Source organism: Streptomyces sp. GQFP (assembly GCF_021545335.1).
GTDB lineage: Bacteria > Actinomycetota > Actinomycetes > Streptomycetales > Streptomycetaceae > Streptomyces.
This window is the reverse complement of record NZ_CP089312.1, coordinates 6,063,583-6,076,448: the sequence shown is the minus strand read 5'-3', so window position 1 is coordinate 6,076,448 and position 12,866 is coordinate 6,063,583. Positions and strand designations below refer to the sequence as shown.

The following is a 12,866-nucleotide window of genomic DNA, read 5'->3' as shown; positions in this document are numbered from 1 at the left end:
CGTGAACCGCTTACGAGCCAACTCGTGAACGGCCCGTGCGTGGACCTGTGGGGATTTGAACCCCAGACCCCCTCGATGCGAACGAGGTGCGCTACCAGACTGCGCCACAGGCCCTTGCAACGAGTGAAACTCTAGCATCCCGATCCGGGTGCTCGGAAATCCGTTCCGGACCCTCGGTCGAGGCCCCCGCACGCTCCCCCACCTGCCCGAAGTGCAGGGCGAGTGCGGCCGGGCGGAGGCGTGTGGTGCTCGTTACTCGTTGGCCGCGCGGGGCCGCTCGCCGTCCTCGTACTGGTCGAACAGAGGCGTGCGGCCACGCTCGCGGGCCCGGCGGGCGGATGCCGCGCGGCGGGCGTCGGTGCGGCCGTCCGCACCCTCCGGGCCTTCGTGGCCCTGCTCCGACTCCGACTCCGACGACAGGTCCGGCTCCGACTCGGCCGCGTCCTCCGTCGTCGCCGACTCCTCCGACTCTCGCCCCACCGTGCTCGACCGCGCCGAACTCCACGCGTCCGGTGCGCCGAGGTCCACGTCGGACGTGGCGCGGGGGGCGACCGGGGCGGTCACGTACGTCGGCAGGGGTACCGGGACCGGGTCCCAGCTGTCGCCGTGGCCGGGGCGGCGCTGGCGTTCGCGCTGCTGGTCGACCCACTCCGCGTGGTCGGTCTGCTCGACCAGCGCACGCCGGTCCGCAGCGAGCGCGGACAGGGCCGACAGACCGGGGTCCGTCTCCGGCTCCGGGTGCTCGTCCTGGTCCTCGGCGCCGGGGTCGGTGGACGGCCGCCGCCGAGGCTGGCGCTCACGCAGTCGCTGCGCGGCGAGTTCGGCCTGGCGTCGGTCCATCTGGTAGGCGAAACGGCCCCGTTCCTGCGTACGCAGATAGGCGATGTAGCCGCTGAGCATGACCGCCGGGACTGCGGGGGCCCAGAGGAGCGCGAGTCCGCCGACCGCCGCGACGATCGCGCCGAGCGTGAAGGCGAAGAACAGCATCACCGTCGTACGCCGACGGCGCGCGAGCACCTTCGAGCGCCGGGCGCGCGCGGCGGCTTCCGCCGAGGTGCCCGCGCTCCGACGAGCCGCCGGTACGCGCTCGCGCTCCCGTTCCCTCATCGGGGCCGGGGCCGGCGCCTGCTGCTCCCGCTTCGGCGCCCGCTGCTGCGCCGGAGCCTGCTCCTGTTGAACCTGTTCCTGTACCTGGGCCTTCGCCTGGGGACGGGCCGGGGGCATGGCGAAGGCCCGGACGTCCACCGAGTCGGTGACACCCTCCGGGTCTCCGGCGCTGTGCTCCCCCTCGTCGGTGGAGCGCGCCCGCAGGTCCTTGGCGTACCGGCGCTCCATGCCCGCCCGTCCGGACAGGAGCCGGATGGCGGTGCTGAAGCGTTCCGTCGGACGAGCCTCGTTCAGCTCGTCCTGCCTACGGAGCCACATCGGCACCAAGTAGGCGGCCCAGGCCCCGACAATGACTGCGTAGATGAGGCCGCTGCTGCTCACGCCTCACACGGTAGAGGGGTTTGTGTGAGGCCATCTGCCAATTGAGCCGGTGTGTCGCACGATCTGGCTGATATTTCGAGCTTTTTTTGTGATCGGTGCGATCAGGGGGTCATCGAGGGTGCGCATTTGACACCCGAAGTCGATCGCTTTCGAACACTTATTCAATTTACGCGGGATTCCGCGGCGTGTTCTGGGATCGTGCCCGCTGCCAGCGGCTCAGCAACCCCTCGGGCACCTCTTCCGCTGTGAGCGCGAAGACAAGATGGTCGCGCCAAGCCCCGTCGATGTGGAGATAGCGGGGTCTGAGTCCCTCCTCGCGGAATCCGAGTTTCTCCACGACCCGGCGGCTGGGCCCGTTCTCGGGGCGAATGCAGACTTCGATGCGGTGCAGTCCGACCGTGCGGAAGCAGTGGTCGACAGCGAGGGCGACCGCCGTCGGCATGACGCCACGGCCCGCCACCGCCTCGTCCACCCAGTAGCCGACATGGCCCGAGCACATCGAGCCCCAGGTGATGCCTGCGACCGTCAACTGGCCGACCAGCTGCCCCTGGTACTCGATGGCGAACGGCAGCATCCGGCCCGCGTTCGCCTCCGCGCGCAGATGGCGGACCATCTGACGGTAGGTCGGCCGGTGGGCGATCGGGCCGCTCGGTGTCGGAGGCGGGATCGTCGCCTCCCAGGGGCGCAGCCAGTCCCGGTTGCGCCGGTTGACCTCGCGCCAGACCCGCTGGTCGCGCAGCCTGACGGGCCGGAGGACGACATCGCCGTCCACCAGCTCGACCGGCCAGGATGGGCTGTTCAGCTCGCACCCCCACTGCTGCCGCCGGGTCTGGGGTGATCGCCGCCCCGGATCTGGTCGACGGCGTGCTTCAACAGGGGTTCCAGCACCGCCAGTCCGTCCTTCACGCCGCCGCTGGAACCCGGCAGGTTGACGATCAGCGTGCCGTCCGCGACTCCGGCGAGTCCGCGCGACAGCGCCGACGCCGGCACCTTCTCCCGGCCGTACGCCCGGATGGCCTCGGCGATGCCCGGGACCTCCCGGTCGAGCACCGCGCGGGTGGCCTCCGGGGTGCGGTCGGTCGGCGAGATGCCGGTGCCGCCGGTGGTGACGACGACGTCGTACCCGGCCTGGACGGCGGCCCGCAGGGCGTTCTCCACCGGGTCGCCGTCGGGCACGACCCACGGTCCGTCGACGGCGAAGCCGAACTTCTCCAGCCCGGCCACGAGCACCGGGCCGCTCTTGTCCTCGTAGACGCCCGCCGCCGCGCGGTTGGAGGCGGTCACGACCAGGGCGGCGTACGGCGCGAGCAGCGCGCCCCCGGCATCGGCAGGCAGCGTCACCGGTGTCATGACCGGCTCCAGTCGCCCGACTTCCCGCCGGTCTTCTCCTCCACCCGGACGTCCGTGATGACCGCTCCCTTGTCGACCGCCTTGACCATGTCGATCACGGTGAGCGCGGCGACCGAGACCGCGGTGAGGGCCTCCATCTCGACGCCCGTGCGGTCCGTCGTCTTCACGGTGGCCAGGATCTCGACGGCGTCGTCCGCGACCGACAGATCCAGTTTCACACCCGACACCGACAACGGGTGGCAGAGCGGGATGAGATCCGGGGTGCGCTTGGCGCCCATGATGCCCGCGATCCGCGCGGTGGCCAGGGCATCGCCCTTGGGGACGCCCTCCCCGCGCAGCAGCTCGATCACACGGGGCGAGACGAGGACACGTCCGCTGGCACGGGCGGTCCGCGCGGTCACGTCCTTCCCGGATACGTCGACCATGCGGGCGGCGCCCGCCTCGTCGATGTGCGTCAGTCGGTCGTCCTGCGTGCTCATGTGCTGCGGCGCTCCCGGTCGGGCCTGTTGTGCGCGACACGGTACTCCCAACCCGCGCCCCTCAGCCGCCCCAGCCCACAGGTCAGCCGAGCAGCACGACCTCGACCTCGGCGCCGGGCTCCAGGGACTCCGTGTCCTCGGGTACGACGATCAGCGCGTCGGCGTGCGCGAGGGCCGCGATCAGGTGGGAGCCGGCGCCGCCGACCGGCGTCACGCGCCCGTCCGCGTAGGTGCCGCGCAGGAACTGGCGGCGCCCCGCGGGCGAGGTCAGCGCCTTGCCCGTCTCCAGGACCGCTCTGGCCGTGGGCCGGTGGACGTCGGGCAGGCCCATCAGGGCACGGATCGCGGGCCGCACGAACAGTTCGAAGGAGACGTACGACGACACCGGGTTGCCCGGCAGGGCGAGCAGCGGGGTGTGGTCGGGGCCGACGGTGCCGAAGCCCTGGGGTTTGCCGGGCTGCATGGCGAGCTTGCGGAAGTCGACGCCGGCGCCGGGCTCGTCCTCGTCGGCCACGTGCGAGAGGGCCTCCTTGACCACGTCGTAGGCGCCCACGCTGACGCCTCCGGTGGTGACGACGAGGTCGGCGCGGACGAGCTGGTCCTCGATGGTGGAGCGGAGGGTCTCGGCGTCGTCGGCGACCGCGCCCACGCGGTAGGCGATCGCTCCGGCGTCCCGGGCGGCGGCGGTGAGGGCGAAGCTGTTGGAGTCGTAGATCTGGCCGCCGGTGAGCTTCTCGTCGGGCTGGATCAGCTCGCTGCCGGTGGACATGACGACCACGCGCGGGCGCGGGCGCACGCGTACGGTGCCACGGCCGATCGCGGCGAGCAGGGCGATCTGCGGCGGGCCGAGGACGGTGCCCTCGGCGAGGGCGCGGTCACCGGCCTGGACGTCGCTGCCCTGCGCGCGCACATGCGCGCGTGCCGGTGCCGGGCGGTGCACGCGCACCTGGCCCTGAGGGCCCTCGGGGTCCGCGCTGCCGGGCCGCATCCCGGTGACGGGGCCCTCGCCGAGGCCGCCGTCGGTCCACTCCACGGGGACGACGGTCTCGGCGCCGGGCGGGAGCGGGGCGCCGGTCATGATGCGGGCGGCCTGGCCGGGGCCCACGTGGAGCAGCCCGTCCTGGCCGGCCGCGACGTCCCCGATCACCGTCAGGGCGGCCGGGTACTCCTCGCTCGCGCCCGCGACATCGGCGACCCGGACCGCGTACCCGTCCATGGAGCTGTTGTCGAACGGCGGCAGGGAGACCTGCACCGTGACGTCCTCGACCAGGACACAGCCCTGGGCGTCGAGGATCTGCAGCTCGATGGGTTCGAGGGGGCGGACGGTCGCGAGGATGTCCTCCAGGTGTTCGTCCACCGACCACAGGTGGTCCTGGCCGGTGGTGCGGGGCGCGGCGCTGCTCAACGTTGCTACATCTCCTCGGCTACGTAACTGCGAAGCCAGGTCCGGAAGTCCGGGCCCAGGTCTTCACGTTCGCATGCGAGTCTGACAATGGCACGCAGGTAGTCGCCGCGGTCCCCGGTGTCATAGCGGCGGCCCTTGAAGACGACGCCGTGGACGGGGCCGCCGACCTTCTCGTCGTCGGCGAGCTGCTGGAGGGCGTCGGTGAGCTGGATCTCGCCGCCGCGGCCGGGCTCGGTCTCGCGGAGTATGCCGAAGATGTGCGGGTCGAGGACGTAGCGGCCGATGATCGCGTAGTTCGACGGGGCGTCGGCCGCCTCGGGCTTCTCGACCAGGCCGGTGACCTTGACGACGTCACCGTCGTCGGTGGCCTCGACGGCCGCGCAGCCGTACATGTGGATCTGCTCGGGGGCGACCTCCATGAGGGCGATGACGCTGCCGCCGTGCTGCTCCTGGACCTCGACCATGCGCTGGAGGAGGGGGTCGCGGGGGTCGATGAGGTCGTCGCCGAGGAGGACGGCGAAGGGCTCGTGGCCGACGTGCGGGGCGGCGCACAGGACGGCGTGGCCGAGGCCCTTGGGGTCGCCCTGACGGACGTAGTGCATGGTGGCGAGGTCGCTGGACTCCTGGACCTTGGCGAGTCGCGCGGCGTCGCCCTTCTTCTGAAGGGCGGACTCCAGCTCGTAGTTGCGGTCGAAGTGGTCCTCGAGGGGGCGCTTGTTGCGTCCCGTGATCATGAGGACGTCGTCGAGGCCCGCGGAGACGGCCTCCTCGACCACGTACTGGATCGCCGGCTTGTCGACGACCGGCAGCATCTCCTTGGGAGTGGCCTTGGTGGCCGGCAGGAACCGGGTGCCGAGGCCTGCTGCGGGGATGACAGCCTTGCTGATCCTGGGGTGCGACTCAGTCATGGCCGCAACCTTATCCGGTGCCTTTGGGCCGATTCTGAGGCTCCGATTAATTGACACTCATATCAGCATATGAACCATATGAGAGTTCCGGGAACGACAGTGGGAGAGCCGTGGAGGCACAGCCTGACAAGCGAATGTTGCGGCGGGACTTCCTGGCGGTGAGAAGCAGGTTGACGGCCGACGACGTCCAAGAGGCGGCGACGGCCCTGGCCGCCCGCGCGCTCGGCCTGCCCGAACTCGCGCACGCGCGCACGGTGGCCGCGTACGTCTCCGTCGGCACCGAACCCGGCACCCGCGCCCTTCTGGACGCTCTCCACGCGCGCGGGGTGCGCGTCCTGCTGCCGGTCCTCCTCCCGGACAACGACCTCGACTGGGGCACGTACAACGGGGATGGGTCCTTGGTGGAGGTGCGGCACAGGGGGCGGATGGCCCTGCTGGAGCCGTCCGGCGAGCGCCTCGGCGCGGACGCCGTGACGACCGCCGACGCCGTCCTGCTGCCCGGCCTGGCCGTGGACGACCGGGGGATGCGCCTGGGGCGCGGCGGAGGCTCGTACGACCGGGTGCTGGCCCGGCTGGAGCGGTCGGGCGCCGATCCGGCCCTGGTGGTACTGCTGTACGACTCCGAGGTCGTCCCCCGTGTCCCGGCCGAGCCGCACGACCGGCCGGTGCACGCGGTGGTCACGCCTTCGGGAGCACGCCGGTTCCGCGGGCCCTCGTAGAACGGGAAACGGCCCTCCACGCGCGCGTGGAGGGCCGTTTCGGGACTACCGCGGGCTCATGGCTTCAGCAGCAGTGTGTCGTTCGTGCTGTCCTCGACCGCCTTGTCCGTGAAGGACCAGTCCAGGAGTTCGCCGTCGACCCACTTGCCCGTCTGGTCGGTGTAGTGGTCGCTGAAGGCGTGCCCGGAGGCTCCCGTCAGGTTGATCCACTTCGACTTGTCGAGGTCGCCGAGGTTGACCACCATCCGCATCGACGGCACCCAGACGACGCCGTAGCCGCCGGCCGCGTTCCAGCCGGTCGCGTTGACCGTCGCCTCGCCGCCGCCGAGCTTCCAGGGGCCGCGGTTGAGGATGTACTGCAGGAAACCGGGGCCCTCGGTGCCCAGGGTCTGGTTCTTCAGGAACAGGCGGTGCAGCCGGCCCCAGCTCCAGGTGTCGATGTCCTTGCCGAGCTTGGCGGTCAGCTCCCAGCGGGCGTCCGTCATGGCGCGCGAGAACAGCTGGTCGCGGTTGGTCGCGGCCTTCTCGGTGCGGGTCTTCGGCGTGCTCCACCAGTCGTTGTCCGTGTCGTTGATGATCCTGCGGACCACCTCGAACCAGCGGTCGCCGCCGTCCGGCTGCGCCTGGTCCGCGTCCCGCTGACCGCATTCGAGGACGCGCTGGTCCGCGTCGGCGGGGCTGGTGGTGTTGACCGGCTTCACGTAGAGGCACTGGCCCTTGACCCGCACCTCCTTGGGCAGCTTGTTGCCGAAGGCGAGCTTCAGGATGTTGCGCCAGACCGCGTTGAAGTAGGCCGCCGCGGCCGAGTCGGCGTCCTGGGTGTAGTCCCAGCCCACCAGGAGCTTCTGCGCCTCGCGGACGTACTTGTCCTTGACGTCGATCGCCAGCAGCTTGGGCACCAGCAGCCTGGCGATCTCGCTGCTGTTGTCCAGCTGCATCTGGCGCATGTCGTCGGTGGAGATCTTGCCGCCGCCCTTGATCTTCGAGGCGATCAGGTCGGCGATGCGCTGGCTGCGGGTGCCGTAACCCCAGTCCGTGGTGAGCGTGTACGGGTACTTGGCCTTGTCGACCACTGCCTGGTTGGCGGTCACGATGTAGCCGCGCGAGGGGTTGTACTCGAAGGGCAGCTCGGACTGCTTGAGGTAGCCGGTCCAGCGGTACTTGGAGTCCCAGCCGGGGACCGGGAGCGAGCCGTCGTCGCCCGCCGCGCGCGTGGGGATGAGTCCGGGCAGCTGGTAGCCGATGTTGCCCTCGGTGTCCGCGTAGACGAGGTTCTGCGAGGGCACGTCGAAGGAGGCCGCCGCCGCGCGGAACTCGGTCCAGTTGGACGCCTTGTCCATCAGGAAGACGGCGTCCATGGACTTGCCGGGGTCCAGCGCGGTCCAGCGCAGCGCGATGCCGTAGCCGTCGCCCCGGTCGGGGGCCGAGGCGTCGACGGTGGCCTTCTTGCCGACCTTGACCAGCTCGTCGTCGCGGTCGGACAGCAGGGGCCCGTTGTCGGTCTCGCGGACGACGATCGTCTTGGACGCGCCGCCGGCGACCTTGATGGTCTCCTCGCGGGTGGTGAACGGCTTGGTCTTGCCGTCGTAGAGGTAGCCGTCGCCGGAGAGCTTCTCCAGGTAGAGGTCGGTGACGTCGGCGCCCGAGTTGGTCATGCCCCAGGCGATGTCACCGTTGTGCCCGATTATCACACCGGGCATGCCCGCGAAGGTGTACCCGGAGACGTCGTACTGGCACTTGGCGGAGACGCTGCGGCAGTGCAGGCCCATCTGGTACCAGACGGACGGCAGCGAGGGCGACAGGTGCGGGTCGTTGGCCAGCAGCGGCTTGCCGGTGATGGTGTGGGCGCCCGAGACGACCCAGGAGTTCGAGCCGATGCCGTTGCCGTTCACACCGACGGCCGTCGGGACGTCGTCCAGGACCCGGTAGAGGCCCTCCAGCTGGCTCTGGAGCGCCGCGGAGTCCACGGAGGCGTAGGACGACGTACTCGACCCCGAGGAGCCGGTCTGCGTGCTCGTGCCGGTGCCGCTCTTGACGAAGGTCCCGGAGGAGGCGTCGTACTCGCCCTCCTGGACGATCGGCTTGTTGCGGCTGTACGGGTACTCGGGGTACAGGTCGGCGATCTGCTGCGGGCCGAGGCGGCTGGTCAGCAGGGAGCGGTCGATCTCGTCCTGCATGTTGCCGCGCAGGTCCCAGGCCATCGCCTTCAGCCACGCGACCGAGTCGACCGGGGTCCACGCCTGCGGCTCGTAGTCGTTGCTGAAGCCGAGGGCCGCGTACTCCAGGGAGATGTCCGCGCCGTCCTTGCCCTTGAGGTAGGCGTTGACCCCCTTGGCGTAGGCCTGGAGGTACTTCTTCGTGGCGGCCGACAGGGTCTTGTCGTACTCCTCCTTGGCCACCCGGTCCCAGCCCAGGGTGCGCAGGAACTCGTCGTTGTCGACCTGCCCCTTGCCGAACATCTCGGAGAGCCGGCCCGACGTCATGTGCCGGCGGACGTCCATCTCGTAGAACCGGTCCTGCGCCTGGACGTAGCCCTGCGCCATGAACAGGTCCTCGTCGGAGGAGGCGTAGATCTGCGGGATGCCGTAGCTGTCGCGCTTGACGTCGACGGGCCCCGACAGGCCTTCGAGCGAGATCGAACCCTTGGTCTGCGGGAAGGAGGCCCGGACGGTGCTGACGGACCAGAACGCGCCGAAGGCGACGCCTCCGATGATCGCCAGAACCAGGACGATCACGAACAGTCGGGCTTTGCGCCCCTTCTTCCTGCCGGACTTGCCGGGCTTGTGGCCGGAAGAGCTGGTGGTAGTGGGGGGCATCGCTGTCCTTGCTGTCCTAACGCGAGCGGCAGGCGGTACTGGAGTGCTGGAGCAACCATAGGCGCAGGGCCCGACGCGACTTGACGCGGAGTCGGGTACGCGAACGGACGGGCGTTCGATCATGCCTGCGGAAGCGTCAAGAAATCGTCAAGAGTTAGGTAAGGTAACGAAGTACTCGGGTACGCGGTGACCTCACGTCGTGTCCGATGTACGTGACCCGCGCGCGTGCCGCGTCCGGGCCAGTGAAGGGAACGGCCGCTGACTGTCCACCATCTCAACCAGCTCCTGCTCGTCTGCTCGCTCGTCCTCCTCATCGCTGTGGCAGCGGTCCGGATCTCCTCGCGCAGCGGGCTCCCCAGCCTGCTCGTCTACCTGGGGATCGGCGTCGCCATGGGCCAGGACGGCATCGGCGACATCCACTTCGACAACGCCGAACTGACCCAGGTCATCGGATACGCGGCCCTGGTCGTGATCCTGGCCGAGGGCGGACTCGCCACGAAGTGGAAGGAGATCAAGCCCGCCCTCCCGGCCGCCTCCGCGCTGGCGCTGGCGGGGGTCGCGGTCAGCGTCGGGATCACGGCGACGGCCGCGCACCACCTGATCGGGCTGGAATGGCGGCAGGCGTTCATCATCGGAGCGGTCGTCTCCTCGACGGACGCGGCGGCGGTCTTCTCCGTCCTGCGGAAAATCCCCCTCCCCGCGCGCGTGACGGGCACGCTGGAGGCCGAGTCGGGTTTCAACGACGCCCCCGTGGTCATCCTGGTCGTCTCACTGTCCACCGCGGGCCCGGTCGAGCACTGGTACACGCTGTTGGGCATCATCCTTCTGGAACTGGCCATCGGCGCGGCCATCGGCATCGCGGTCGGCTGGCTCGGCTCCTGGGGCCTCAGGCACGTGGCCCTGCCCGCGTCCGGCCTCTACCCCATCGCCGTGATGGCGATCGCGGTCACCGCGTACGCCGCCGGCGCACTGGCCCACGGCAGCGGCTTCCTCGCGGTCTATCTGGCCGCCATGGTCCTCGGCAACGCCAAACTGCCGCACTGGCCGGCCACCCGCGGCTTCGCCGACGGACTCGGCTGGATCGCCCAGATCGGCATGTTCGTCCTGCTCGGCCTGCAGGTCACCCCGCACGAGATGGGCGACGACATCTGGCCCGCACTCGTCATCGGCCTGGTCCTGACCATGGTGGCGCGCCCGCTCAGCGTGATCGTCAGCCTGACGCCGTTCCGGGTGCCGTGGCAGGAGCAGACCCTGATGTCCTGGGCCGGGCTGCGCGGCGCCGTGCCCATCATCCTGGCGACGATCCCCATGGTGAGCGGCATCGAGGACAGCCGCCGCATCTTCAACATCGTCTTCGTCCTGGTCGTCGTCTACACCCTCGTCCAGGGCCCGACGCTCCCCTGGCTGGCCCGCAAACTGCACCTGGGCCAGGGCGAGGGGCCCGCCGACCTCGGCATCGAATCAGCACCCCTGGAGCGGCTGCGCGGGCATCTGCTGTCCGTCGCGATCCCCGACGGCTCCAAGATGCACGGCGTCGAGGTGGGCGAGCTGAGGCTGCCGCCGGGCGCCGCCGTCACCCTCGTCGTCCGCGATGAAAAATCGTTCGTTCCGCTTCCCACGACGGTCCTGCGCCGTGGCGACGAACTCCTCGTGGTGACCACCGACCCCGTCCGCGACGCGACGGAACGCCGCCTGCGGGCCGTCGGCCAGGGCGGCAAGCTGGCCCAGTGGCTGGGGACGGGCGGCAACGGAGCAGAGGCGTGACGCACCTCTCCGCTTCCTTTCAGAGGTACGGGGCCCCATCGCCCCTGTACAGTGAAGGCGCACCCTGATCGAACCAACTCTGTCTGAAGCAGAGCTGGCGCGACCGTATGGCGGCCGGGACATCCTCTGCGGGGGCGTCGGCATCTACCGCAGTCCGCGCAAGAGGACAGCTCTCGGCGCCCCTCGCCCGCACAGTGGGGTCGCGCTACCAGGCAGCAGAAAGGCACGGCCGTGGCATCCACGGTCACCTACGGACAGCTGCTCCGCACCCCCGGCGCCTGGACGTTCCTGCTCCCCGGCTTCGCCGCGCGACAGCCGTTCGCGATGCTCACCATCTCCATCGTGCTGCTCGTCCAGCACACCACCGGCTCGTACGGCACCGCCGGCGCCGTGGCCGCCGTCACCGGTGTCTCCATGGCCCTGTGCGCGCCCTACGGGGGCCGTCTCGCCGACCGCCACGGACAGCGCGCGGTCCTCGTCCCCGGTGTCGTCCTGCACACCCTGTCCGGCCTCGCCCTGACGACGCTGGCGCTGACCGGCGCCCCCCTGTGGACCCTGTTCGCCGCCGCCGTCCTGACCGGCGCCTCCACGCCCCAGATCGGCCCCATGGTCCGCGCCCGCTGGGCGACCAAGCTCCAGGACTCACCCCTGATGCCGACGGCGGCGGCCTTCGAGTCCGTCACCGACGAGCTGACCTTCGTCTTCGGCCCGCTGCTCGCGACCGCCCTGTGCACCGCAGTCGACCCGGCGGCCGGCCTGGTCACCGAGGCCGCGCTGACCCTCCTCGGCGGCCTGCTGTTCGCGGCGCAGAAGAGCACGCAGCCGTCGGTGACGACGGCCGGTTCACTGAATGGGCGGCACGCGCGCGTGGAGCGCGTTTCCGCACTGAGCGTCCCCGGGGTACGCGTTTTGATCGTCGCGTTCCTCGGCATCGGCGCCGTCTTCGGCGGCATGCAGGTCTCGCTCGCCGCGTTCAGCGAGTCCACCGGCAACCCCGGCCTGAACGGCGTCCTGTACGGGGTCTTCGCCGCCGGCAACATGCTCTCCGGCCTGGTCTGCGGAGCCGTCGCCTGGCGCATGGCCCCGCAGCGGCGCCTGGTCGCCGGGTACGCGGCCCTCGCGGTCACCGCCTCCGGCCTATGGGCGGCCGACTCCGTCCTGACCCTCGCCGGGCTGGGCCTCCTGGTCGGCATGTGCATCGCGCCCGCGCTGATCACCGGCTACACCCTGGTCGACGCTCTGGTCCCGGCCGGCGCCCGCACCGAGGCGTTCACCTGGCTGACCGGCGCGGTCGCCCTCGGCCAGGCGGCGGCCGTCACCGCCGCGGGCCAGCTGGAGGACCGCCTCTGGGCCGGCGCCGGGTTCCTCGTGCCGATGGGCGGCACGCTGCTGGCCCTGGCGACCCTGGTGGCCCTGCGTTCACGGCTCGCACCACGGGTGACGATCCGCCCGGCGAGCCTGACCGTCGCACGTGGCGTCGGTCACCGCACGCCGGTGACAGTGGACTGATCGGCGGGAATACGTCACTATGGACGATCGTTAGCACTCATCGAGTGAGAGTGCCAGGAGGAAGACACAGTGCCGACCTACCAGTACCAGTGCACCGAGTGCGGCGAGGGCCTTGAAGCGGTGCAGAAGTTCACCGACGACGCCCTGACCGAGTGCCCCAGCTGCAACGGCCGCCTCAAGAAGGTGTTCTCCGCGGTCGGCATCGTCTTCAAGGGCTCCGGCTTCTACCGCAACGACAGCCGCGGCTCCTCGTCGAGCAGCGCGCCCGCGTCGAAGCCGTCGACGGCCGCTTCTTCGTCGTCGTCCTCGGACTCGTCGTCGAGTTCGTCGGGCTCCTCGTCGTCCGGCTCGTCCTCGTCGTCGAACTCGTCCAGCTCCTCGTCGAGCACCAGCTCGGCCGCGTAAAGCACCACCTCTTGGCCCACGGG

Annotated in this window: 11 protein-coding genes and 1 tRNA gene; 4 read left to right on the top strand and 8 right to left on the bottom strand. The window is 70.6% G+C overall.

Going from position 1 to position 12,866, the window contains the following annotated elements:
- Positions 1-40: 40 nt before the first annotated feature.
- From LUX31_RS27220 to galU, 7 genes are all read right to left on the bottom strand, one after another.
- Positions 41-114, bottom strand: a tRNA-Ala gene (locus LUX31_RS27220).
- A 138-nt stretch (positions 115-252) separates the two neighbouring features.
- Complete coding sequence (gene sepX, locus LUX31_RS27215) at positions 253-1,488, bottom strand: divisome protein SepX/GlpR (RefSeq protein ID WP_235477927.1); 1,236 nt, start codon at positions 1,486-1,488, stop codon at positions 253-255.
- A gap of 166 nt (positions 1,489-1,654) precedes the next feature.
- Positions 1,655-2,260: a GNAT family N-acetyltransferase gene (locus LUX31_RS27210; RefSeq protein ID WP_235477925.1), complete on the bottom strand. Its 606-nt coding sequence runs from the start codon at positions 2,258-2,260 to the stop codon at positions 1,655-1,657.
- A 26-nt stretch (positions 2,261-2,286) separates the two neighbouring features.
- Positions 2,287-2,838: a MogA/MoaB family molybdenum cofactor biosynthesis protein gene (locus LUX31_RS27205; protein ID WP_235477923.1), complete on the bottom strand. Its 552-nt coding sequence runs from the start codon at positions 2,836-2,838 to the stop codon at positions 2,287-2,289.
- The gene (moaC, locus tag LUX31_RS27200) at positions 2,835-3,317 is read right to left on the bottom strand and encodes a cyclic pyranopterin monophosphate synthase MoaC (protein WP_235477922.1); all 483 of its coding nucleotides are present in this window, start codon (positions 3,315-3,317) and stop codon (positions 2,835-2,837) included. Before moaC ends, LUX31_RS27205 begins: the two co-directional genes overlap by 4 nt.
- A gap of 82 nt (positions 3,318-3,399) precedes the next feature.
- Complete coding sequence (gene glp, locus LUX31_RS27195) at positions 3,400-4,722, bottom strand: molybdotransferase-like divisome protein Glp (RefSeq protein WP_235477920.1); 1,323 nt, start codon at positions 4,720-4,722, stop codon at positions 3,400-3,402.
- Between the two features lie 5 nt (positions 4,723-4,727).
- Positions 4,728-5,630, bottom strand: coding sequence for a UTP--glucose-1-phosphate uridylyltransferase GalU (gene galU / locus LUX31_RS27190; RefSeq protein WP_235477918.1), 903 nt, complete (start codon positions 5,628-5,630; stop codon positions 4,728-4,730).
- 134 nt (positions 5,631-5,764) lie between these two features.
- Between galU and LUX31_RS27185 the strand changes: the two genes are divergently transcribed.
- Positions 5,765-6,349 carry a 5-formyltetrahydrofolate cyclo-ligase gene (locus tag LUX31_RS27185; protein ID WP_235480072.1) on the top strand — a complete coding sequence of 195 codons (585 nt, stop codon included), beginning with the start codon at positions 5,765-5,767 and terminating at the stop codon, positions 6,347-6,349.
- A gap of 56 nt (positions 6,350-6,405) precedes the next feature.
- Here the strand turns inward: LUX31_RS27185 and LUX31_RS27180 are convergent, their stop codons facing one another.
- Positions 6,406-9,165, bottom strand: a complete 2,760-nt coding sequence (locus LUX31_RS27180) for a penicillin acylase family protein (RefSeq protein WP_235477913.1) — start codon at positions 9,163-9,165, stop codon at positions 6,406-6,408.
- Between the two features lie 258 nt (positions 9,166-9,423).
- On the opposite strand from LUX31_RS27180, the gene LUX31_RS27175 reads away from it, so the two are divergent.
- The 3 genes from LUX31_RS27175 to LUX31_RS27165 all read left to right on the top strand — a co-directional run bounded on the left by LUX31_RS27175 (position 9,424) and on the right by LUX31_RS27165 (position 12,843).
- Positions 9,424-10,929 carry a potassium/proton antiporter gene (locus tag LUX31_RS27175; protein WP_235480071.1) on the top strand — a complete coding sequence of 502 codons (1,506 nt, stop codon included), beginning with the start codon at positions 9,424-9,426 and terminating at the stop codon, positions 10,927-10,929.
- A 231-nt stretch (positions 10,930-11,160) separates the two neighbouring features.
- Positions 11,161-12,438, top strand: a complete 1,278-nt coding sequence (locus tag LUX31_RS27170; RefSeq protein ID WP_235477911.1) for an MFS transporter — start codon at positions 11,161-11,163, stop codon at positions 12,436-12,438.
- Positions 12,439-12,507: 69 nt separating this feature from the next.
- Positions 12,508-12,843, top strand: a complete 336-nt coding sequence (locus LUX31_RS27165; RefSeq protein ID WP_235477910.1) for an FmdB family zinc ribbon protein — start codon at positions 12,508-12,510, stop codon at positions 12,841-12,843.
- The last annotated feature ends 23 nt before the right edge of the window (positions 12,844-12,866 follow it).

Bases quoted from the DNA above. Each gene is read 5' to 3' on its own strand.
- galU (WP_235477918.1), bottom strand. From the start codon at position 5,630: ATGACTGAGTCGCACCCCAGGATCAGCAAGGCTGTCATCCCCGCAGCA.
- LUX31_RS27185 (WP_235480072.1), top strand. From the start codon at position 5,765: ATGTTGCGGCGGGACTTCCTGGCGGTGAGAAGCAGGTTGACGGCCGAC.
- moaC (WP_235477922.1), bottom strand. From the start codon at position 3,317: ATGAGCACGCAGGACGACCGACTGACGCACATCGACGAGGCGGGCGCC.
- LUX31_RS27180 (WP_235477913.1), bottom strand. From the start codon at position 9,165: ATGCCCCCCACTACCACCAGCTCTTCCGGCCACAAGCCCGGCAAGTCC.
- LUX31_RS27205 (WP_235477923.1), bottom strand. From the start codon at position 2,838: ATGACACCGGTGACGCTGCCTGCCGATGCCGGGGGCGCGCTGCTCGCG.